At 34.6% G+C, this 23230-nt stretch carries 16 protein-coding genes and 1 other annotated feature; of the genes, 4 read left to right on the plus strand and 12 right to left on the minus strand.

Annotated elements, in window-relative coordinates:
* Positions 1 to 325 (plus strand): 4Fe-4S binding protein (locus tag PHQ99_03655; GenBank protein MDD4288666.1); only part of this gene is annotated, 325 nt, incomplete at its 5' end.
* Positions 326 to 336: 11 nt separating this feature from the next.
* On the opposite strand, the gene PHQ99_03660 is transcribed toward PHQ99_03655, so the two are convergent.
* The 9 genes from PHQ99_03660 to PHQ99_03700 form a co-directional block, all read right to left on the minus strand.
* A complete protein-coding gene (locus tag PHQ99_03660; protein MDD4288667.1) occupies positions 337 to 1305 on the minus strand; it encodes a radical SAM protein in 969 nt (322 codons plus the stop codon).
* Positions 1306 to 1369: 64 nt separating this feature from the next.
* Positions 1370 to 2368, minus strand: coding sequence for an AmmeMemoRadiSam system radical SAM enzyme (gene amrS, locus PHQ99_03665; protein MDD4288668.1), 999 nt, complete (start codon positions 2366 to 2368; stop codon positions 1370 to 1372).
* A 25-nt stretch (positions 2369 to 2393) separates the two neighbouring features.
* Positions 2394 to 3128 carry a metallophosphoesterase family protein gene (locus PHQ99_03670; GenBank protein ID MDD4288669.1) on the minus strand — a complete coding sequence of 245 codons (735 nt, stop codon included), beginning with the start codon at positions 3126 to 3128 and terminating at the stop codon, positions 2394 to 2396.
* Positions 3129 to 3211: 83 nt separating this feature from the next.
* The gene (locus PHQ99_03675; protein ID MDD4288670.1) at positions 3212 to 4411 is read right to left on the minus strand and encodes a hypothetical protein; all 1200 of its coding nucleotides are present in this window, start codon (positions 4409 to 4411) and stop codon (positions 3212 to 3214) included.
* A gap of 41 nt (positions 4412 to 4452) precedes the next feature.
* Positions 4453 to 6258 carry a DegV family protein gene (locus tag PHQ99_03680; GenBank protein MDD4288671.1) on the minus strand — a complete coding sequence of 602 codons (1806 nt, stop codon included), beginning with the start codon at positions 6256 to 6258 and terminating at the stop codon, positions 4453 to 4455.
* Positions 6259 to 6604: 346 nt separating this feature from the next.
* Positions 6605 to 7933: a type I glutamate--ammonia ligase gene (gene glnA / locus PHQ99_03685; protein ID MDD4288672.1), complete on the minus strand. Its 1329-nt coding sequence runs from the start codon at positions 7931 to 7933 to the stop codon at positions 6605 to 6607.
* Positions 7934 to 8044: 111 nt separating this feature from the next.
* Positions 8045 to 8581: a sigma-70 family RNA polymerase sigma factor gene (locus PHQ99_03690; protein ID MDD4288673.1), complete on the minus strand. Its 537-nt coding sequence runs from the start codon at positions 8579 to 8581 to the stop codon at positions 8045 to 8047.
* A gap of 85 nt (positions 8582 to 8666) precedes the next feature.
* On the minus strand, positions 8667 to 9659 hold the full coding sequence (locus PHQ99_03695) for a dihydroorotate dehydrogenase-like protein (protein ID MDD4288674.1): 993 nt from the start codon (positions 9657 to 9659) through the stop codon (positions 8667 to 8669).
* 89 nt (positions 9660 to 9748) lie between these two features.
* On the minus strand, positions 9749 to 11254 hold the full coding sequence (locus tag PHQ99_03700) for a serine protease (GenBank protein ID MDD4288675.1): 1506 nt from the start codon (positions 11252 to 11254) through the stop codon (positions 9749 to 9751).
* Between the two features lie 260 nt (positions 11255 to 11514).
* Between PHQ99_03700 and PHQ99_03705 the strand changes: the two genes are divergently transcribed.
* On the plus strand, positions 11515 to 13140 hold the full coding sequence (locus PHQ99_03705; GenBank protein MDD4288676.1) for a Na/Pi cotransporter family protein: 1626 nt from the start codon (positions 11515 to 11517) through the stop codon (positions 13138 to 13140).
* Between the two features lie 69 nt (positions 13141 to 13209).
* Here PHQ99_03705 and PHQ99_03710 read toward each other — a convergent pair whose 3' ends face one another.
* Positions 13210 to 13647 (minus strand): DUF1893 domain-containing protein, encoded by a 438-nt coding sequence (locus PHQ99_03710; GenBank protein MDD4288677.1) that lies wholly within the window; start codon positions 13645 to 13647, stop codon positions 13210 to 13212.
* A 177-nt stretch (positions 13648 to 13824) separates the two neighbouring features.
* Positions 13825 to 15183 carry a TrpB-like pyridoxal phosphate-dependent enzyme gene (locus PHQ99_03715; protein ID MDD4288678.1) on the minus strand — a complete coding sequence of 453 codons (1359 nt, stop codon included), beginning with the start codon at positions 15181 to 15183 and terminating at the stop codon, positions 13825 to 13827.
* A 294-nt stretch (positions 15184 to 15477) separates the two neighbouring features.
* Positions 15478 to 15876, minus strand: a binding site (T-box leader).
* Positions 15877 to 16113: 237 nt separating this feature from the next.
* On the opposite strand from PHQ99_03715, the gene PHQ99_03720 reads away from it, so the two are divergent.
* Both PHQ99_03720 and PHQ99_03725 read left to right on the plus strand, forming a co-directional pair.
* Complete coding sequence (locus tag PHQ99_03720; GenBank protein MDD4288679.1) at positions 16114 to 20475, plus strand: translocation/assembly module TamB domain-containing protein; 4362 nt, start codon at positions 16114 to 16116, stop codon at positions 20473 to 20475.
* Positions 20476 to 20538: 63 nt separating this feature from the next.
* Positions 20539 to 21213 carry a Crp/Fnr family transcriptional regulator gene (locus PHQ99_03725; protein ID MDD4288680.1) on the plus strand — a complete coding sequence of 225 codons (675 nt, stop codon included), beginning with the start codon at positions 20539 to 20541 and terminating at the stop codon, positions 21211 to 21213.
* A gap of 343 nt (positions 21214 to 21556) precedes the next feature.
* On the opposite strand, the gene hcp is transcribed toward PHQ99_03725, so the two are convergent.
* Entirely contained in the window at positions 21557 to 23215 is a 1659-nt protein-coding gene (hcp, locus tag PHQ99_03730; GenBank protein MDD4288681.1) for a hydroxylamine reductase, read from the minus strand.
* Between the last annotated feature and the right edge of the window lie 15 nt (positions 23216 to 23230).

Consider the following 23230-nt stretch of genomic DNA (forward strand, 5'->3'; position numbering starts at 1 on the left):
GGGAATGTTATCTGCTGATTTAAAACCGATTCCTTTTAAAGTACCTGCCTCTTCCAGAAGCCGACATGTCCCAATACCCTTACCGGAAGTATTAGACAAGTTTTTTTATAATATTCTAAGGCCTAAACCTGATTTTATTCATGAAAAATGTATTGGCTGTGGCTTATGTGCACGGAACTGCCCGGCCAAATGTATCCAGATGATTGAAACAAAACCATATGTAGATCTAACTCAATGTATTCGTTGTTTTTGCTGTCAGGAATTATGTCCGGAACGTGCTGTTGAAATAAAACGTGGAAAGCTATCACGTATTTTATTCCGGTAATTCAAGCTGTTTTAATCACCTTTTCTTGCTGCAAAATTTCTCATATAAAACTTCTGGTTGCCATAGGAAGTTTTTATTAGTTTTTTGTCTTTGATGAGGTTTTTTATAACTTCCCAATCACTGCCTGCTTTTTTTAAGAAATTTTGTATTTCTGATTCACGCATAGGATGTACTGCTGTAATACTGAGTATATCCCTTTCAATATCCCCTGTAAAACCAAAAGACTGGACTGCAAATCCCAGTAAACATTCAACTGATAAACCGTATTCTTGAAAAATATTGTATGCTACCGTTATTTTTTCGGGTAGAGGAGGCTGTATCCATTTTATCGTAGGAGGACGGGTAGGAATAGAAATATAACATCGGTGAGCATTAAGTTCTTTGATAAAGCCTGCAATCTTATGCAGTTCTTCTTCCCGGTCATTCATATCCCGGACTAACATGGTTTCTGTATTTAAGCTCCCCTGAAAATCTTTTGAAAATACTTTAATTCCCTCTAAGATATTTTTTAATTCAAGAGACCGGTGCGGACGATCAACCTTTCGCCAGACAGAAGGTGTAAGAGCATCTACTTTTAATGAAACCCAATCAGCCTCCTTTAAATCTTCTCTCACTTTTTCCTGCCAGATCAGTGAAGCGTTTGATATTACAGCAATCTTAATACCCAGATGTTTTAATTTCCTTATTTTCTCTCCTAATTCCAAATCGAGAGTAGGCTCTCCATCGGGAACAAATGATATATAATCAATGGTTTCATTCTTCTGCTGAAATTTTTTAACCTCTTCTTCAATCTCCCTTACCACTTCAGTAGTATCATAAAACAGTGAGCGCTCTGCCTCCATCTTTAATGTTTTACCTACCTGGCAATATACACAGGAATAGGTGCATATCTTTGGAGGTATATTGTTAACCCCCAGGCTTTTACCTAACCGGCGGGAAGGAACCGGTCCAAACACGATATAAGATTCTTTATTTTCCATTTTTATACTCTACCTTCTTTTTTAAGTACCTGTTAATATCTTAACAAATTATTGCTTTTACCAATTAAGACATTCCTGAACCATGAATTTCACCACCGCAAAAAGGACATTTGCCGTTTTTAATTTGATTCTTCACATTAAAGAACTCCCGCTTTACCACTATTTTTTTACAGGAAGGACAGTATGTGTTTTCCCCCTGGCCGGTATTCCCCTGGTAAACATATCTTAAGCCTTCATCTTTTCCTGTTTTATAAGCAAGTTCTAAGGTAGATAATGGTGTAGAAGGTGCGTCATTCAACCGGTAAGTTGGATAAAAGGCAGTGATGTGCCAGGGAATATTTTTATCAATGTCTGCGATAAATCTTGCTATCTTTCTTAATTCATCACTACTATCATTATAACCTGGAATAATTAAAGTGGTAATCTCAATCCAGATTCCCAGTTGAAAGTATAATTTTATACTATCAAGCACTGGCTGTAATTTAGCTCCACAGACATTTCGATAAAAATCTTCATTCATAGCCTTTAAATCAATATTCGCGGCATCAAGATAAGGTGCAATATTCTTCAGTGCTTCAGGATTAATATAACCATTGGTAACAAAAATATTTTTTAGATCTTTTTCATGAGCAATTTGAGAAATTTCATACGCTGTCTCGTAGTAAATAGTAGGCTCTGTATAAGTATAGGAAATAGACAGGCAATTGTTTTTCAGGGCATCATCTACTATATCCGCTGGCGGCACCTTCTCTCCTGTAATAATATCACCCTGAACCTGCGAAATAGTCCAGTTCTGGCAATGTAAACAATGGAAATTACACCCTATTGCAGCAACAGAATATGAGTTAGAACCGGGATAAAAATGGAATAATGGCTTCTTTTCTATAGGATCTATGTGAGCGGCAATTATTCGCTGATAATTCAGGCTGTACAAAATACCGTTTCTATTTTCTCTTACCCGGCATATCCCTCTTTTCCCCGGTAAAATCTCACATTGATGCGGACAAAGTTCACATTTTACCTTCTTATCTTTAATTGATTTATAAAACATGGCTTCTTTCATAATACACACTTTCCCGGGTGTTTTCTCAAATTCCCATAGCTAATCTTTCTGCTAAAAAATGGGGCAAATTTGCCCTGTTAATCTTCTCTTGTGCTTTCAGAACAGGATAATCATGTCTTATGATGCGAACAATTGATTTTTCAGTATCAAAAATTACAAAACTAGCCTGAGGATTTCCATCTCTGGGCTGTCCTACACTGCCACAATTTATGATATAGCTGTTATTCTCTTTGATATTAATCTCTGCACCATTAATTGCATTATTATAATTAACCGCTTTATTTTTGCGGTTAAAGGTAAAATAGCCGGGAATATGGCTGTGCCCGATAAAGTAAATCCGGAAATCGAATGAAGTAAAAATCTCTTCAGCAACCTGCTCATCCAGAATATATTCCCATAATGGCTGTCTTGGACTGCCATGCACTCCAAGCACATCCCTGCACATTTCAATCTTACGGTTCAAAGCTCTTAAGTAGACAAAATCTTTCTCCTGAAGTTGTTTTTTAGTCCAGACGATTGCCAGTCTGGCATCTTCATTAAAATATTGCAGGTCCAGTTGACCGGTTACTGCACCTTCGTGATTACCCTTAATGCATGGGATCTCTAACTCTCTAATCTTTTCAATGCAAAACAGAGGATCTGCTCCATATCCTATAATATCACCCAGGCAAAAAATAGCATCTGTGTCTGTTAATTGACTTAGAACAGTCTGAAAAGCTTCAGCATTACTATGTACATCAGAGATAACTCCAATTCTCAAAATAAATACCTCTCAACCAAAAAATATTTCTGTTTATTTATATATCGGAATAAACTCTGAACAAACAGTCCAGATGTAATATTTTATCGGATAAGAGAAAGATATTTTTCGAACTTCTCCAAATGTAGTCCTCTACAGATAATATAATGGCTGGAAATTGATTTTTCTAAAAAATCGGCAACCGGCTCTTTCAAAGTTATTTTTACTTGAGTTGGGCATAGGGTCGGTAATTCAAGATTGTCAGTCAATTCTCCTTCTGCCAGATAATAATTATCCATGTTTCCGTTGATTTTAAAAAGAGTTACAGGACCCTTCTTGATCTTACCACATATTGCAATTCCTGTTTCTAATTCAAAATGAGTTTTCCATTCATATGATTCACACATATTAATGGGAATAAAACAATTGGCAAAAATAATTTCATTTGTTTCCTGTTTGATACAGGAAGGACTGGCTAAAAATACAGGCTGTTTGATTAATTGATTGGCAATAATCATAGAAATCAGGGCAGGGACATCTCCATCACATCCTGCAATAATACCTTCGCTATTCAATAAAGACAATGCAAGGTACCCTGTATTTTTATAAAAATCCCGCAGGTCCGAGCAGCTTACCGTAATGGCATTAAAATTATACTCTCGGCTTAAATTTTTTAATCCCTGGTAAATTCGCCTTTCCTGCTGAACCGTTTCTTTTTTAAATCCGGCCGGTTGAATATCCATATCACCAGAAACATCTTCGACCTTTACCAGATCAATATGCCTGACCATTTCCTCTATCGGGATATTATAAATCCTGATACCTGACTTTTTTCTGATTATATTATAATCTGCTCCACTGCCAATAAGCCTGGTGGACGGTTCACCAAGAACACCTGCCCGAGAACGCCTGCAAGATTTTTTTGCCTCAAAAGACTCTTTTAATAATCTCAGGCGACCGGCGATATATTTTTCTGAACCATGCAGAATCTCAACCTGTTCACCTCTTTTTTTTAAATACTCCTTTATCTCTAAAGCGGCAGACAGGGCATCATAAAAACAACCGGCAAGAAGTAAATAAGGATGTGGAAACTGCTGATAGATTCTTTTGAATTTCTCTTCTACACCACCTGACTTAATCATTATGACAGGCAGAAAATCCCCTTTTTTAATATCTGCAGGATTAATATCCACCAGGGACTCTCCCAAATATTTTTCAACTGATTTAATAAATGGCTGAAGGGATTGATTGATTGATTCCTGATTATCTTTATCTGAAAATAAACTGTAAATACCGATTTCCAATGTTATTCTCCTGTTTTATACTTAATTGTAAGATTCTATAATTACTCGCCCATTACGGCGATAGCGGTACCGCCTTTACCTATATGTACAGTTAATGCGGGTGATCCTTCAGCAATATAAATTTCTGCCTTGGGAAAGCGCTTTTGCAATTCCCGTTGATACCATCTGGCTAATTCAATATCCTGAATATGGGCAATGCCGAAGTGTGGGTTTTTAACGCTCTCGGCAAAATTGGTTGCTAATTCTAATGTCTTTTCCAATAAACGTTTATGTCCGATTACTTTTGCGGCCTCCTCAAAAGATCCTTCCTTATTAAGACTGATAACCGGTTTTAAGTGCATCATTGAACCGATTAAGCCTTTAATCCTATCCAGTCGACCACTTCTAATCAGGTATTTTAATGTAGGGATGCTGACAAATATTTTACTGTGTTCAATATGATGATTTATTTGTTTTGCAATCTGATCCACTGTAAACCCTTTCTCTATAAGATGTACAGCTTTTAATATCAGCAATCCTAAACCAACTGTACTTGTCCTGGCATCAATTACTTGAATCCTGTCACTGTATTTGCTTTTTTTCCCGGCAACACATGCAGCCTGGTAAGTTCCGCTTAATTTCCCGGAAATATGGATAGAAATAATAGCATCACTTTCCTGGCCTGCCTGTTGATAAACATTATCAAAATACTGATAAGGAGGTTGAGAAGTAGTTACATGATAATCAGGGTTTTCTAAATAATCAACTACTTCTTTTGCGGAAATATTTATTCTGTCTAAAAAATTTTCCTGGTTAACACTTACAGCGATGGGAACTAATTTTATATTATACTTTTGAATTAAATCATCGGGTAAATCACAGGTACTGTCAGCTACCAGGGTTACTCTTCTTTTCCCTGTTTTCAGGTTGATAATTTCAGTCTGTTCCCACATATCGTCAATTTTAGTTTCCAGAACTTTACCCATGGAACCAACAAGTGATATTACAAAATCAGGCTGGTTTGTATGTATATGTACTCTGATTTGCTCATCAGAGCCTGCTATGACCTGTGAATCACCTAAGCCCTCTAATCTTTTTCTAATAAGAGTTTTATCCAGATCTTTACCCTCCAGCAAACACTCGGTACAAAAGCGAAATTTAACTTGTTCCCTGGAATAAGATATATTTTTTCTATTAACCCCTGTAAGGGATTCAGAATCATTATTTTGCAGTGTTTTCAGCTTTCCATATTCAATAAAATCAACAATTCCTTCCAGTAAATTTACAAAACCCTCTGCACCTGCATCTACAACTCCTGCTTTTTTTAAAACAGATAGTTTATCAGGTGTTTCTAATAATGATTTTTTTGCTTTTGCAAGAGATTTTTTAAATAGCTCAACAAAATCCGGTGTCTTATGGGCTAACTGATTAGTATAAAAAGCCCATTCCTTCATAACAGTTATTATAGTGCCTTCACGAGGATTTGATATTGCATTTGTAGCCTGTTCAGCTGCCTTTAGTGCAGCTTTCGAAAAAGTAACAGTTGTCAAGCTGCTCATCCCTCTTGTCGCCTCGGCAAGCCCCTGAAAAAACTGTGCAAGGATGGCACCGGAATTGCCCCTGGCCCCACTTAATGCTGCTCTCGCTATTCGCTGAATCATCTCTTCAAAAGAATTCTTTTGGTAATCAAGTACTTCTGTTACAATGTTATTCATTGTTATAGCCAAATTGGTTCCGGTATCACCATCGGCTACAGGAAATACATTAATATCATTAAGATGTTTCTCTGTCTGGTTAATCCGTTGGGCAGATGTCATGATAAATCTTTTAAAACGTTTTCCGTTAATGTACTTAATACGTATCCTCATAATATTTATCAACCCTTTTTATATTTGTAATATTCTGAGCAAATAAAGATATTGAGTATATTTAATTATATCTTATTATATATTGAATATCACTTTTTTTTCCAATTAAAACTATTTTTTAGATTAATTTATACAAAAAATATTAAATATTGGGGTTTAATACGATTACTATAAACAGAAAACTAAAAACAGAAAAGATTAATAACAGAATTTTTTTAATCAATAACAGAGGAGGGTGATTTTGATTTTAATAAACTACATTATAAATAAAAGGTGGATTAAAATTCTAAAAAGGACTTTAACCCACCCTGGCTTAAGGCAAGATATTTTCTTAAACAGTATTACTTTAATACATGGAAAGATATTGTGTCAGCTCCCAGGGATGAACCTGTAAACTATAACACTCCCATTCCTGATATTTCGCCCGTAAATAGTTGGTTATAATATGTTCTGTTAGACCATTTTGTAAAACCTTGTCTTTTTTAAACTCCTCTAAAGCCTCTTTTAGATTACCTGGTAATTGATCTATGCCAAATTTCTTTAATTGTAAATCATCCATAGCATAGATATTTTCACTAACCGGATCCGGGGGCATAATCTTTCTATCTATTCCATCCATACCTGCCGACAGAATAGCAGCAAAAGACAGGTAAGGGTTACAGGAAGGATCCGGGCTGCGTAATTCAATCCTCGTAGAATCTCCCCTGGAAACCGGTATACGAATCAAAGGACTGCGGTTGCGGTGTGACCAGGCAATATAAACAGGTGCCTCATAACCGGAAGTAAGACGTTTGTAGGAATTAACCAGTGGATTGGTAATTGCGGTTAATCCCTTTGCATGTTTCATTATTCCGCCAATAAAATAAAGGGCTTCTTTGCTTAGTTCATATTTGTTATCCGGGTCATAAAAGGCATTACTTCCGTTTTTAAATAATGATATATTAGTATGCATTCCCGAGCCCGCAATTCCGTAAACGGGTTTCGGCATAAATGTCACATGTAAATTATGCCACATAGCAATAGTTTTACTGGTTAGTTTTAATACCATAATTCTATCTGCTGTTGTAATACCATCTGAATAACGAAAATCAATCTCATGCTGTCCAGGCCCGACTTCATGATGAGAAGCTTCAACTTCAAATCCTAATTTTTCCAGAGTAATTACCATATCCCTGCGTATTTCTTCACCCAGATCTACAGGAGAAAGGTCAAAATAACTGGCCTGATCATTTGTCCTGGTAGTAGCATTATTATTTTCATCCCTGCCAAATAAATAAAACTCCATCTCCGGGCCAAAATTAGCAGTAAGTCCCCTTTCTTTCAATTCTGAGAGCACTCTTTTTAAATTAGTTCGGGCACAGCCGGCAAATGGTGTTTTGTCCGGATTTACTATATCACAGATTATTCTAGCCACATCCTGTTCTTCTTCCCATGGATTTATCATAAAAGTATTGAAATCCGGCTGCAAATACATATCCGATTCCTCAATCCGGCAAAAACCCTGAACTGATGAACCATCAAACATTATTTCACCATCCAAAGCTTTCTTTAAGTCCCTAACCGGTACTTCAATGTTTTTGGGAATGCCCATGATGTCAGTGAATTTAAGCCTCACAAATCGAATTTTCAATTCTTCGGCCTTTTTTAATATCATCTCTTTGGTTACTTCTGGCATAAATTTTCTCCTTATCTTAATTTCTTATATGAAAATTTTATATTATACCTCTACAAGTAAATAAATTGCTTTTTTGGAAACCGGAAGTAATATTAATGACTGATTTTTTTATTATTGATATAGTGATTTATATTTCTCAACCATTTTTTTTCGCATTTTTAATACCATTGTATGAGAAATACCCAATTCTTTCCCAATCTCCCGGGAACTCAATCCTTTCAGTTTTAGATTAAGTAACGCCCTTTCCTTATATGATAATTCTTTCTTAAAATCATCATAATACAGGTATTCATCCATATCATAGGTAGTATGATTATGGTAATCAAACTGATTATCTTTCCCAGATTCATTACCCTGTTTTGGTAAATTATAATACTGATTGTAATCTGATTTTTTACTTTCAGACCTGACATATTTTCTAAGATAATTCTTTAAATAGTAATAACATCCCTGTAAGATATAGCTGTCATTTTTATTTTTTAATTTTCCATCCCTGTTTTGTTGCCACAAATACAATAATATCTCCTGATACAAATCTTCACCATCAATATATTGATGGTGAAGATTCAGCTTTCTAATAATCGCTTTAAGTTGATACCTTAATCTGTTTATTATTTCATCTAATTCTCTTTTGCCGCGATTCCCCATAGATAAATCCTATTTATTTATTGTATTTGCTATTTTAACGCCAAATTACCAGGCAGTTAATTATATTATAATCTTTAAGGTATACTCATTCATTATTATAGGAATCAAGCACTTTCAGGTAATTTGCTCTTTCAAAGGCTGCCGGTTCAGAAACCGATTTTTGGCTCATAATGCCTTGAATTTCTTGAATTGACTCATATTTATGGTTTTCTAACCAATGTTCTAAATCTTTCAGCAAAGAACCTAAATAGCTAAAACCTTTATTAAGCAATGAAGAGGCTAACATTGTTGCATTTGCTCCAGACATAATGCTTTTGACAATATCCTCGGCAGTATGAACCCCACCGGTAATAGCTATATCCGGTTTTACCTTGCTATAGAGAATAGCAGTCCATCTGATACGTAACAATAGTTCCTGGGAAGTGCTTAATTTTAGTGCCGGTTCAACTTTCATCTTTTCTAAATTAATATCAGGCTGGTAAAATCTATTAAACAAGACAACTGCACTGGCACCGGCTTCACCTAAAGATTTAACCATATTTGGTATTGAGCTTAGGTATGGATGTATTTTTACTGCAACCGGAATTGCAACACTGGTGGTAATCTCGTCAACGAGCTTTAAGTAATTATTTTCTACTTTTCTTCCATCCATATCAGGATTGGTAGGCAGGAAATAAATATTTAATTCAATGGCATCAGCTCCTGCTTCTTCCATCGAAATGGCATTATTTATCCATCCCCCCACTGAAACACCATTCAGACTGCCAATTATGGGTAAATCAATATTGCTTTTCAATTTTGAAATATATTCCATGTATTCATCAGGCATTAGTTTATTCTGAAGAACTTCCCTGTAATATTCTAAGTATTTACTGTATCCTTTTTCTTCATATAGTAAAAAATGACTCTTTTCCTCTAAATCAGTCTGCTCTTCAAATAAAGAAGGCAATACAACTGCTGCGGCACCTTCTTTCTCTAACAACTGAATATTCTCAATTTTTTCTCCTAAGGGAGAAGAAGCAATAATAATTGGGTTCTTTAATTTTAAACCCGAATAATGTACAGCCAAATCTACCATTCTATTTACCTCCTGAAAAATATTATTTTATTCTTTTTTAAATTCATAATAAATCTGTTAAATTAGGATAACTATCATTTTTGAGTATATTATTCAACCAAATCTTCTGAACGATCAAATGGAATTCGGTAGATATCTAAAATTTCATAATGACTCTCCATTGCTTTCTCTTTATCAATTATAACTTTTTTATTCCATTGATCTTCAAAGATTACAAATGGTTCCTGACAATTTTCTACTTTTTCCACTAAATCATGCATATTCCATATTTTTTCTCCATTTATCTGGTCAACAACCCAGCTGTTTATATTTTGATATCCCTGATTTACTTCAGCTGCCAAAGCCTTTAACAATACGACAATTTGTTGATCTTCTCTCTCAGGGGTATTGCTCAACAGGTGACAGACCAGCTCTCTTGGTGCAGATTGGCTCCATTGTGAGCCCCATATATTCAATAAATCTTTCGTAAGAGGGCAAAATACCAGCCCACCATAAATATAATAAGTGGGCAGGGTTTCATATTCCTCCATCGGTACAAGACGATCCTTCTTCATGGAACGCGACAGATTGATATTTAATTTTTCTTCATTTCCTTCTCTTAAGACAGTTAAAATGATATCCTCACCAATTTGTTTTTGCTGCACAGCATAATTAAGAAGAGTTCTTTCATTTCTGCGGAACTCAATAGTACCGTCATTACCCACCGGGTAGTCTTCTATTTTTACCAGCACATCACCAAGCTGTAATTTTCCATCAGCAGGAGAACCCGGAATAACCTGGTTAATTAAAACACCACTTGCCCCCGGCTCCATCTGATAATATTTTCGTAAGCCCTCGTTTTCCATATCCTGCATGCCAATACCCAAACTTGGATAACCATCATAACTGCCATCTTCAATATCTTTAAAGAAATGGCGGATAACCGGAACCGGAACCATATAACCTATATTTTGAGCAGATGGAATTCCTGCCATAACTACTCCTACAATTTTATCTTCCACTAAAACCGGTCCCCCGCTGTTACCAGGATTGATAGCTGCATCAATTTGACCGGCCAAAAAGACTGATGAACTGTGAACATAAGGCTGGTGTTCAATCCTTGAAATTACACCCTTGGTAATGCTTAACATGTCCCCACCCATTGGGAACCCGTATACTAAGACTTCCTGTTGAGTCTCCGGTAATTCACCTAAGGACAAAGCCGGCTCACCTTCAAAAAATTGCTCATCGTCTACTGTCAATAATGCCAGGTCAGTTAAATGTGAGACTGCTACTACGCGTGCAGTAAATCTTTGCGTATCACCATATTTGCGAACCTGCAGAAATGTTTGATTGCCTACCACATGGGCATTGGTCAATATTAAATTCCCTTCAATCATACATCCGGAGCCGGAGCTGGCTCTTGGGCCCTGCATGCTCCATGGATTATAGTAATCAGGAGAATTACTTACTGTATACACTTTTACAATTGCTTCCCTCACATCTTCTGAAGCAAAAGAGTTTGAAAGCAGAGAAAGAAACACTAAAAGAACAATTATGCTTAGTATATATACTTTTGCATTCACTACTGATAATTTTTTAACTTGGGTCATCATTTCCCTCCTGTTTGAAATTTTTTTAATTTACTACACAATGATAACAAATATTTACTCCAAAATATTATAGAAAAAGCAATATTATATTAATTAATAAATCAATTGTATTCATAATCTGCTTTCTTAGCAAGAAAATACCATAAAAAATAGCATTGTTATTCAAAAATTAGGTCTATAGTGTTATAATTTGTAAGATGTTAGTTGATTTTTAAATTGTTAGAACAGAAAAAAAACAAGAAAGATTATAGATTAAAAGTTTTATGAATATATTTATTTTATTTGGTTTGATTGGCGGTCTGGGTCTATTTCTATTCGGGATGCGTCAGCTGAGTGAAGGTCTGCAAAAAATTGCCGGAAATAAAATACATCAGATACTTGAAGCCCTTTCAAAAAATCCTATTAAAGGTGTTGCAACCGGAACTATAATTACAGCAATCTTGCAAAGCAGTAGTGCTACCAGTGTCATTACAATCGGATTTGCTAATGCAGGATTATTAAATTTAAAACAGGCAATGAGTATTATATTTGGAGCAAATATCGGAACAACAATAACTGCCCAGATTATTTCTTTCCAGCTGCACGATTACATCCTACCGGTTATTGGAATAGGTTTTGCTTTTAATACATTTGCCAGGAGAAAAGTATATCAGTATATAGGTTCTGTTATGATAGGATTTGGCCTGTTATTTTTAGGGCTTTCTACTATGTCTTCTGCTATAGATCCCTTAAAAAGCAATCCCTTATTTATCAGTCTGTTAGTAAGTGTAGCGGAAAAACCTATACTTGGCATATTCATAGCTGCAATCGTAACTGCCGTTTTGCAAAGCAGCAGTGCCACTACAGCAATTATCATCTCATTATCCATTCAGGGACTGCTTGGATTGAATGCAGCTATCCCTCTTATCCTGGGAACCAATATTGGTACCTGTATTACGGCTTTATTGGCAAGCATAGGAAGTTCCATTACCGGAAGACGGATAGCAGTTGGCCACTTTCTGACTAAAACTGCCGGTGTAACCATTTTTTATTTCTTTCTAAACCAATTTATCTCCCTGTCATCCTTAACAGCTTCTACTGTTCCCCGTCAGGTAGCAAATGCTCATACACTGTTTAATGTAATCGATACATTAATATTATTGCCCTTTTTGCCATTAATATTAAAAGTATTAATGCGTATTATCCCGGGTAAAGAAAAAGTCATAAAAAAAGGTACTATATTTCTTGAAAAAAGTCTAATCAATACTCCTTCTATCGCTTTAGGACAGGTAAAAAAAGAGTTAGTGCGCATGGGAAATATAGCACTGGGTATGTTAAGAAGCAGTTTAACTGCCTTGCAAAAAAATAATGACAGGATTGTTCAGGATATCTATCTAAAAGAAGATATATTAAATACTATCCATCGTGAAATAACAAAATACCTGCTGGTTGTATCTCAAAAATCCTTAAGTCATGCACAATCACAGAGTCTGGCTAATTTAATGAATATTTCAGGACATATTGAAAGAGTAGGTGACCATATCGAAAATATTGCAGATTTAGCAGAAAACAAGGCTAATGAAAAACTGATTTTTAGTCAAAAAGCAGAAAAGGACTTGAAATATATCTTTTCAAAGGTTGAAAAGTCCCTTCAATATTCACTGAATGCACTAAAAGATCGCAATGCGGAAATTGCAAAAGTAGTTACTAAAAGAGAAGATGAAATAGACAGAATTGAAGAAAGTCTCCGCAATGAACATATTCAACGGCTTACAAAACAAATCTGCAATCCTGAAGCCGGAATTATCTATATAGATGTGCTCAGTAATTTGGAAAGAATCGGTGACCATGCTTTTAATATCAGTATGATGGTTATTGATGAATTAACCAACTCCAAAGAAAAGGGATAGAATCAGATGGATAATATTTTTTCAGAAACATCAGAATATATGAGATAGTAGAGTAAATGAAATACTCTTTTATGATAAATCAATTTTAAGCACTTTCCGATAAAATTGTAAAATCTGCATATATGCAATCTCAGGATCAATAATATGTTCAGTTAATTTTTCCATGGGACATTTGTCATCTTTTGTTCGGTTCTGAATAAAATCTACGATATATTCATATTGACAAAATATTGAGTAGTCATCCAGCACTTCTTTTGCCTTTCGGCTGAGAATTTCAGCATAAATTGCCTTTACTTTATTTTGGGCTGCTAACATTGCTGCTGCCTTTCCAATTACTTTATCGGCAATAATACTATCCTCAATTATTTTTTTATTATCCCGAATAATCTCCATAAATGCCATAATCCCTCTCTTGTGAGATACTTTTACTGTTTTCCCATTTGCTAACAGGACAAAAGTATAGTTATTTTTCTTCAATATATTCTTTGCCTTTATAAGATTATCCATTTAATACTTCCTTTACATTATAAATATCACTAACCCTGCTTTACATTTTCAATTATATGTAATCCAATCATCAATAATCAAGTGATTTAAGGGATAATCTTTATAATGTATATTATTCTTCTAAAAATCTGTAAAAAAGAAAATTAAAAGGGCGGATTTAAACCCGCCCTTTTTTCATCATATTTTTGGTAAATCACATAATGCCTGTTCTATCTTCTCCTGGGAATATTGGTGATCTTCTAATTTGCCATCAAAATATGCCTGGTATGCTGCCATATCAACATGTCCATGTCCGCTTAAACAAAGAAGGATAGTTTTTGCTTCTCCTGATTCACGGCATTTTATTGCTTCATCGATGGTAGCCCGAATGGCATGATCAGCTTCAGGAGCGCTTATAATTCCTTCGCTGCGGGCAAAGTCTACACCTGCCTGGAAAGTGCCCAGCTGTTGTACTGACCTTGCTTCTACCAAACCCAAATTTAATAAATGACAGATAATTGGTGACATACCATGATAGCGTAACCCTCCCGCATGAACAGGGGGCGGTATAAAACCATGTCCCAATGTGAACATCTTCATTAAAGGAGTCAGGCCTGCTTCATCACCATAATCATATTCATAAGGCCCCCTGGTAAGAGTCGGGCAACTGGCCGGTTCAACATTAATAATTCTTAAATCAGGATGTGAACCATCTATTTTGTCTTTTATGAATGGTAAAAACATACCGGCAAAATTTGAACCACCGCCTACACATCCAATAATAATATCAGGGTATTCATCAATATTTTCCAGTACTTTTTTGCTTTCTTGCCCGATTACTGTTTGATGCAACAAAACATGATTAAGCACACTGCCTAAAGAATAATGAGTATCTTCTCTGCTTACTGCCTCTTCAACTGCCTCACTTATTGCCAATCCCAGGCTGCCCGGACAATCGGGGTCTTTTGATAAAATAGCCCTTCCTGCATTCGTCTGGTCAGATGGACTGGGAATACAATCAGCACCCCAAACCTGCATCATTACCCTCCGATAAGGTTTTTGATTAAAGCTTATTTTTACCATATATACTTTAACTTCCATATCAAAACAGGCCCCTGCAAAAGCCAATGCACTTCCCCACTGGCCGGCACCTGTCTCAGTTGTTATGCGGTTAACACCTTCTTTTTTATTATAATAAGCCTGGGCAACAGCGGTGTTTGCTTTATGACTTCCCGGTGGGCTGCTGCCTTCATACTTATAATATATTTTTGCAGGTGTCTTCAATGCCTTCTCCAATTTTTCAGCACGAAACAGGGTAGTTGGCCTCCAAAGCCGGTAAATATCTCTAACTTCGTCAGGTATTTCAATATATCTCTCTGTGCTGACTTCCTGTTTAATCAGCTCTAATGGGAACAAAGGTGCTAAATCTTCTGGTTTAATAGGTTTTTTGCTCGCCGGGTGCAAGGTTAAAGGCAGGGGTTTTGGTAAATCCGCCTGTATATTATACCAATATTGTGGTATATCTTTTTCTTCTAAAATATATTTTAATTGTTCCATCTTACAATTCCTTTCTTTTCTTTTTTTCATTGATATTTAACTAAAATAAAGATGCGTTATACTGACTTTCAAATTACCCCCTGGCGGGGGCCAACGCTTCACACTTATTTCATCATTCATGATTACATCTCCTTCTTTTCTTTAGCTGAAATACTTGATTCTCCTTACAATAAATTTATTGTTTTAGTTTTCCTTATTTAAAATGAATTACTTAAAACACTCTGCCTGTTTAATTTTTAACTTTTTTTTAAAATAATAAAAAAAGACTTTTCACCCCATAATCCTTTTAAGAATTAAAGGGACGAAAAGTCTTTCGTGGTGCCACCCTTTTTTAATTGCCCTCTAATATTCAACTTTTCAGGCAATCAACTCAGTTAGGTCCGGTCAAGTCTGACAAAACAAAAAAACCTTCCGTCAAGAGACGAAAGGTTGATATTTTCGCGTTGCCACTCTTTATAATACAGACAATATTTTTTCTCTGTCCATATCCGCTTAATAAGGTACGGGTATTATCAGATACCGATACCCTTTCCCTGATCACGGTGGGAAATACCGTCAGAACCTACTAAAAACTTATTTTTTTCAGACTGAAGCTTGTGGGTCCATTTAGTATACGAATGAGGTTGCATCTCATCAGCTGCAACTTTCTGTACTCATTAAATATATACTTATTCTCCCACGCATTGCTTTATTTATATGTATTTTTAAATATTTTACCACAGATGTCAAGACATTAGAATAAAGAAGTTAATTGTTTTTATGTTCATGTAAAATTTAGCAGATTTTGATATTTCTTTTTCTGTAAAAAAGTATGCTGTGTTATAATACTTACAAACATTAACTTCTTTTTTAATAATTCCACAATAATTAAACTTTTATTTGTATTATTGTATGGATTTTTATGAAACAAACTATAGGGGAATACTGATTTTGAATAAATCAAAAAAAAATAATAAGTTAATTTTTTGGGTAGCAATAACTATTTTAATTTTAGCAGTTTTATCAGGAATATTTTATATTTATATTAATGGTGAAAACTTCCGCAATAATCTGAAATCTATAATAATATCACAGCTTAAAGAAAATCTGGAAAACCCGATAGAAATCGGTAAAATAGATTATGTATCATTACAATCAGTACAATTATCTGATATTACAGTTTTTGAAGATATTTCTTCTGAAAATAAAGAGACATTATTCCGGGCAGATAAAGCAAAAATAAGCTTTACCCTTTTATTTCCTATTCTCCACTGGAATAACTGGCATCTTACTATAAGAAATATGGCTTTTTCTAATGCCTCAACAAGCCTAACAAGGAAATCCACAGGTAAATTTGATTATTTTGATCGACTTAAAATTGATTTAACAAAAATACATGAAAATATTACAATTAATCATATCAATTTTGAAAACAGCTCTCTGGTTTATCATGATGAAATGGTATATAACCACCACCTTAATCGTTTGACCACACGAGCTAAAAATATAGACGGTTACTTTGATTTATCACAGTTACCAAGAATTGAGATAGATTTTCAGGGTATTCAGGAAAAAGATAATGCCATACTGGGACTGAGTGGACAGTTTTGCATATGGGAACCGGATTATTCTTTAGACTTTCACCTTGAAAATGCAGACATCACCCATTTTCAGTACTTTTTAGAAGTAGCTGATTTATTTAATATAGACCGGGGTAGATTTACTACAGACTTTAACCTGAGTCATTCTTCAGACTCAAAAACCCTGGATGCAAACTGGAAAGGTATGGCAACTTTCCAACAAGCTGATTTTAAGCCACAATTCTTAAACCAAATTCCGTTTCATCAAGTGAATGGTTCTGTACAATTTTCGAATCCGGAAATAACAATAGAGGATATGACTGGCCTGTATTATGATAAAAATATCCAATTAGATGGACAGGTAATAAGCGAAACTGGTGTTTCTTTTGATCTTGATATTTTCAGTGAAGCAGTAAGTGTACCACAGCTAAAGAGCGATATTTTATCATTTATACCGGATTTAAATGATTTGTCTCTTAATGGAGAAATTGGCTTTTCTGTAAATGCAAAAGGAAAAACAAAAGGTCTGCAAATTGATACTTTTCAGGTAGAAGGAGATGCCTTTTCTCCTGAAATATTATTTGAGGACATTTCCTTTAAAAAAGTAGATTGTAGCTTTCTTTTCAACCAGGATGAATTAATAGTTAAATCATTAAATACTTCTGAAGAAAATTCAGTTTTAGCAGCCAGTGGAAATATTGTCTGGGATAAAAACAGCCCTTTTTACCAATTCTCCTTACAAACTGAAAACCTTTCTATCAGACATCCTCTGTTTGAACAGGCATCTATCTTTAATGCTTATTCGGGAAACATAGATAGCAACTTGCAGATTACAAACAAAAATATAGACAACCCCATGACAAGTATTGAGGGATTTTTTACATTAAAAGATTTTAAAACAGGTAAATTTTTATTAAACAAACCAGTAAAGGGTAATTTTTCCTCCACTATTGACTTAACTGAACAATCATTATCTGTTGATCAATGTGAAATAGAATTCGGTCAAAATAAAGGAAATTTTGAGGGGAAATTAAATCTGGAAAAACTTGATGGTTTTGCTTTTGAATTTGGAATACAGGTACCTGAATTAACTGATATCGCTAATTATCTTAATATGGAAACAATACCTACAGGCATTGCAGATATAAAAGGAACACTTTCTGGTTCCTCTCAAAATCCTATAATAGAAGCTGAGTTTAACCTTCTGGATTTCTCTATCCAGGATAATTCTTTAGGCAACCTTACAGGAAAATTGCATTATAATCTGGATATTATTTCACTTGAAAATCTCATTTTAACAAATCAGGATATTGAATTAACCGGGGAAGGTAAAATTGTTTTAGAAGATAAAAAATTACCGGAAATAAATATTTCTTATCAGTTAGATTCTGTAAATCTTAAGCCGTTTATTGAATCATACATAGAAAATGTTTCGGTTTCAGGGTTTACAAGCGGTAATGGTAAAATTACCGGTATATGGCCAAAACCTGAAATTCAAGGAAATTTTCAGTTAAAGGAGATTATGGTAGAAGACTACTTATTGGGACAGGGAGAAATTGATTTCCTCTTACAGCCTGGAGATAAGATACCACCTGAAGATATCAATAGCAATACTGCAGGACTTTTTAATCAATCAGGTTATTATTATACTTTTCAATTGAAAAGACTTATTCTGCAAAATGATTCCATGAATTTGGAAGCTATCGGCCAAACTGAATTTGTAAATAATAATCCATTTTCTATAGAGATTGATTTCAGTCACGATGCTTTTGAAGAAATTACAAATATTTTTTATGCTGATGAGAATTATATAAAAAGGTTTCTGCCATCAGAAATATCCGGAAATGCCAATATTCAGGGTGATATGCTCGAACAGAAGATAATCTTATCAGCATCGTTAAATCCCAGACAAAAAAATAATAATCCCCCTTCTAAACTGGAAACCGAAATAACACTGAGTGATAAAGGATTGCAAATTGCTGACTTTGATTTAATACAAAGTGAGGGGATATTAAAGGCAAAGGGAAGCATAAATCCTGCCCAGGAGGTTTCTATTGATTTCCAGGCTGAGAAATTAGATATCGGCTTATTAGCAAACCTGATGCAGATTGAGGAGAATATTGAAGGGATTATTAATATAGAAGGCAATTGTACAGGCACGGTTGAACAACCACAAATTTCTGTAATTGCCCAGGTAAATAAAGGCTATTTCCGCACCTTCCAATTTGAAAACCTTCTTGGCAATCTATACTGGGACAGTAAAAAAAATGAAATTGAAGTATTGGAACTTACTATTACTCTGGAAGAGGATAATTTAATACAGGCTAAAGGGAATCTTCCGTTGGATGTGTTTTCATTCGAGGAGGAAATTGATATAGAGGAAAATATCTCAGATATGGCTTCTAACGAAATCCCGTTAGACTTTCAAATTAACATGCAAAAAGCCAGGCTAAACTTATTAAAAATATTCTGGAAGGAAACATTTTCTGAAATCACAGGAGATATGAATCTTGAATTATATTTGTCAGGCACATCTAAAAAACCTGTACTGAACGGTATAATAGATATTAACCAGGGTAATATTGGTATAAACAACCTTCCAATAGAGATGGAAGAAATCAATACAAGTATAAAAATAACCGATAATTTAGTAGAAATTTCAGATTTATATTTTACCGCTTATGAAAATCGTTTAAACATATCAGGTCAATTTGAAATCATTCAATTTATGCCTGAAAATATTCTACTTAATATAAAGAATGACAAGAAAAGAATTACTTATCAGGATATTTTAGAAAGTAATGCTGACTTTTTAGCAGAAATCAGGGGTAGTTTAAGTGAACCTATTATTACAGGTACATTAACTTTATCTGAGGGTGAGATGAATCTTGAAGAATTGATGCAGTTATATGATGAGACACGAAATATTACTGATATTAATGGAAATTCTAAAAACTATCTTGACCTGGATCTTGAAATTGCCGATCCTTTTACGTTGATTCTTCCTGATGCAAAAATTGATGTAACAGGTAAAATTAATTTGAGTGGTTCTTTTAACGAACCGGCTGTAGGGGGCAATATTGTTCTCAAAAAAGGATATTTGATTTATTTTGAGAAAAGATTTGTTTTTTCAGACGGACGTGTTGTAATTAACAGTCTATCTATAAACGATATAGAAATTAATGCTAATGCGAATACTAATGTGCAGGATGTACAAATATCAATCAATGTATCTGGAAATCTTGCCAGTCCAAAAATACAGCTATCTTCTCTGCCTGTCCTGAATCAAGCAGAAATCGTTTCACTATTAACTTTGAACAGGAATATCCAGGGCTTGTCTGAAGGTGAAATAAGCCAGATCTTATCCCAGGAAATGGTAGACATAATATTTCAAAGCCTCCAGATTAACCTCTTTAAAAGGATGGAACGGGAATTGGCAGAAGAGTTAGGTCTCGAATTTATCAGGTTCCATTATGATATGCCGGAAAGTTCCTCAACTAACCTGTTTATTCTGGAAAATCTCCATCCAAGAGATTTAAAATTAGAAATCGGCAAAAATTTTGGTGAAGATGTTTTATTTACATATTCTACATCTCTTGATTTTGTCAGTGAAACAAGTTTAAGCATCGATTATCAGATTTCACCTACTTTTAGCTTTAGCACTCAATTTGATTCTTATTCTATAACAGAAGAGGATTATCGCTTTAAATTTGGTTTAGAAGTCCGGTTTTAATCGCTGCGTAAAAATGATACTATAAATTAGCGTTTTATTTATAAGTGTCGAAGGTATAGAAACATGTTTGATATACAAAATGCTCTTAAAAATAATATATTGTTTAAGGATTTTAATAATCAGGAAATTAATTCCTTTCTGGTTTCTTCCCGATACAGAACTGAGGATTATAAACCAGGACAAATAATTGCAATCGAAGGAGATCCTTTGTCTGAAATTGGATTAATCTTAAATGGTACTTTAGAAGTTCAAAAGCATTATCCATCAGGAAAAACTGTGGTAATAGACCAAATAGAAGTGGGAAAGGCATTTGGTGAAATAGCTATTTTTACATCCATGAAAAATTTTCCTTCAACAATTCTCACAATTACAGACTCTAAAATCATGTTTATTAATAAAAATAATATTCTAAAAATATGTTTTCAAAATGAAAAATTTTTAAGAAATTTATTATTCTTACTGTCTGAAAAGATAATTTTATTAAATAACCGTCTAAAATTCCTATCCAGAGAGACAATAAGACAAAAAATCTGTGTTTATCTGTTAGAAATTTACCAGAAAAAGAAAAATCTGCATATCACTGTACCTGTTTCCCGCGAAAAAATGGCTGAACAATTCGGAGTTACCCGGCCTTCACTATCTAGAGAGTTAGGTAAAATGGTTCGTGAGGGATTAATAAGTATTAAGGGTAATAATATTATTATTAAGCAACTATCTCTTTTAGAAGATTATATTTAATTATTGTACACAATATAAAACATTTACTAAAATAATCATTATACTATTTATATTTTTCCATTAATATGATATATGGATATAAAAACATATAAACTCCCGTGATTGCTAACCCGGGCATAAAGGTTCTCTGTCAATGAAAGAGAACCTCATTGTCAGGCTACCCCTGGTAAAAACCATTAGCATTAAGATCAAAACAACAAAAGTATATTCAGTTAGCACTGTATCTAATGGCTAATCATCAATAGTTTTCTCGTCCAATCCTGCAATAACAGGTTTTTCCGGCAACTGAATAAATATTTCTCAGTTGCCGGAAATTTGCTGTTTTATTCTTTTTTTGTAGATTCTATTCTTGGTCAAAAAACATTTTTAAATCATCCTCAACATCACCAATACCCGCTATGTTGAACTTTTCCACTAAAACATTTGTAACATTGGGAGATAAAAATGCAGGTAGGGTTGGACCTAAATGAATATTTTTCACTCCGAGATAGAGCAAAGCCAGTAAAACAATTACAGCTTTTTGCTCATACCATGCTATATTATAGGAGATAGGAAGCTGATTAATGTCATCTAAGCCAAATATTTCTTTTAATTTTAATGCAATAACCGCCAGTGAATAAGAATCATTGCATTGTCCGGCATCCAATACTCTTGGAATTCCCTCTATTTCACCCAAATCAAGCTTATTGTAACGGTATTTGGCACAACCGGCAGTTAAAATAACTGTATCCTTTGGAAGTTTCCTGGCAAATTCTGTGTAATAATTCCTGCTTTTCATTCTGCCATCACAACCGGCCATTACAAAAAATCTTTTAATAGCACCGCTTTTTACTGCATCTATAACTTTATCAGCCAGTGCGATAACCTGATTATGAGCAAATCCGCCGACTATTTCTCCTTTTTCAATTTCTACAGGAGGTGAAGACTTTTTAGCCATTTTAATTATTTCTGAAAAATCTTTTTGCTGACCTTCTTTTCTGTCGGCAATATGAGTCATTCCGGGATATCCAACTGTTCCTGTGGTAAACACCCGGTCTTTATAGCTATCTCTTGGTGGAATTATACAGTTAGTTGTCATTAGTATTGGTCCGTTAAATTTTTCAAATTCTTCATTTTGCTTCCACCATGAATTACCATAATTACCTACAAAATGGTTATATTTTTTAAAAGCAGGATAATAATTAGCCGGCAACATCTCGCCATGAGTATATACATCAACTCCTGTATCCCTGGTTTGTTCAAGCAGTTCTTCCATATCTTTAAGATCATGACCACTGATTAAAATACCCGGGTTATTTCGTACCCCGATATTGACCATGGTCATTTCAGGATTACCATAGGTTTCTGTATTTGCCTTATCCAGCAGGGCCATTGCTTCTACTCCATATTTACCACATTCCATTACCAGGTTAACCAGGTCATCAACAGAGAGAGAATCATCAATTGTTGCTACTAATCCTCTTTGCATAAAATCAAAAATGTCTTTATTCTCATATCCTAAATTATAAGCATGCTCAGCATAAGCAGCTATTCCTTTAATACCATAAATCGTTAACTCACGCAATGAACGAACATCTTCGTTTTCAGTAGCCAAAACGCCTACTTCCGATGAAACAGCCTTTTCTTCAAACTCAGATTCGTCATCTGATTTCCAGGTAGCACAATCTGGTAAATTCGCAGGTACTGTACCCCCTGAATCAACCAACTGTTGTTTTATTTCTTCCCTGACCCCGAAACCTTCCTTGATTTTTTTCACAAAATCAGATTCATCAAAATTAGCATTGGTTATAGTCATAAAAAGAGAGTCCATAATAAACTTATTGACATTTTTATTTTCTATATCCAACTTTCTTGCCTCAGTACTATAAACAGAGATTCCTTTACATATATAAATCAGCAAATCCTGCATATTGGCAACATCGGCAGCTTTACCACAGACACCTCTCTTCGTACAACCGGTTCCTTTAGCAGTTTCTTGACATTGAAAACAAAACATATCCATAAAACATTACCTCCT

The organism is Atribacterota bacterium, assembly GCA_028703475.1.
Classification (GTDB): Bacteria; Atribacterota; Phoenicimicrobiia; order Phoenicimicrobiales; family Stramentimicrobiaceae; genus JAQVMU01.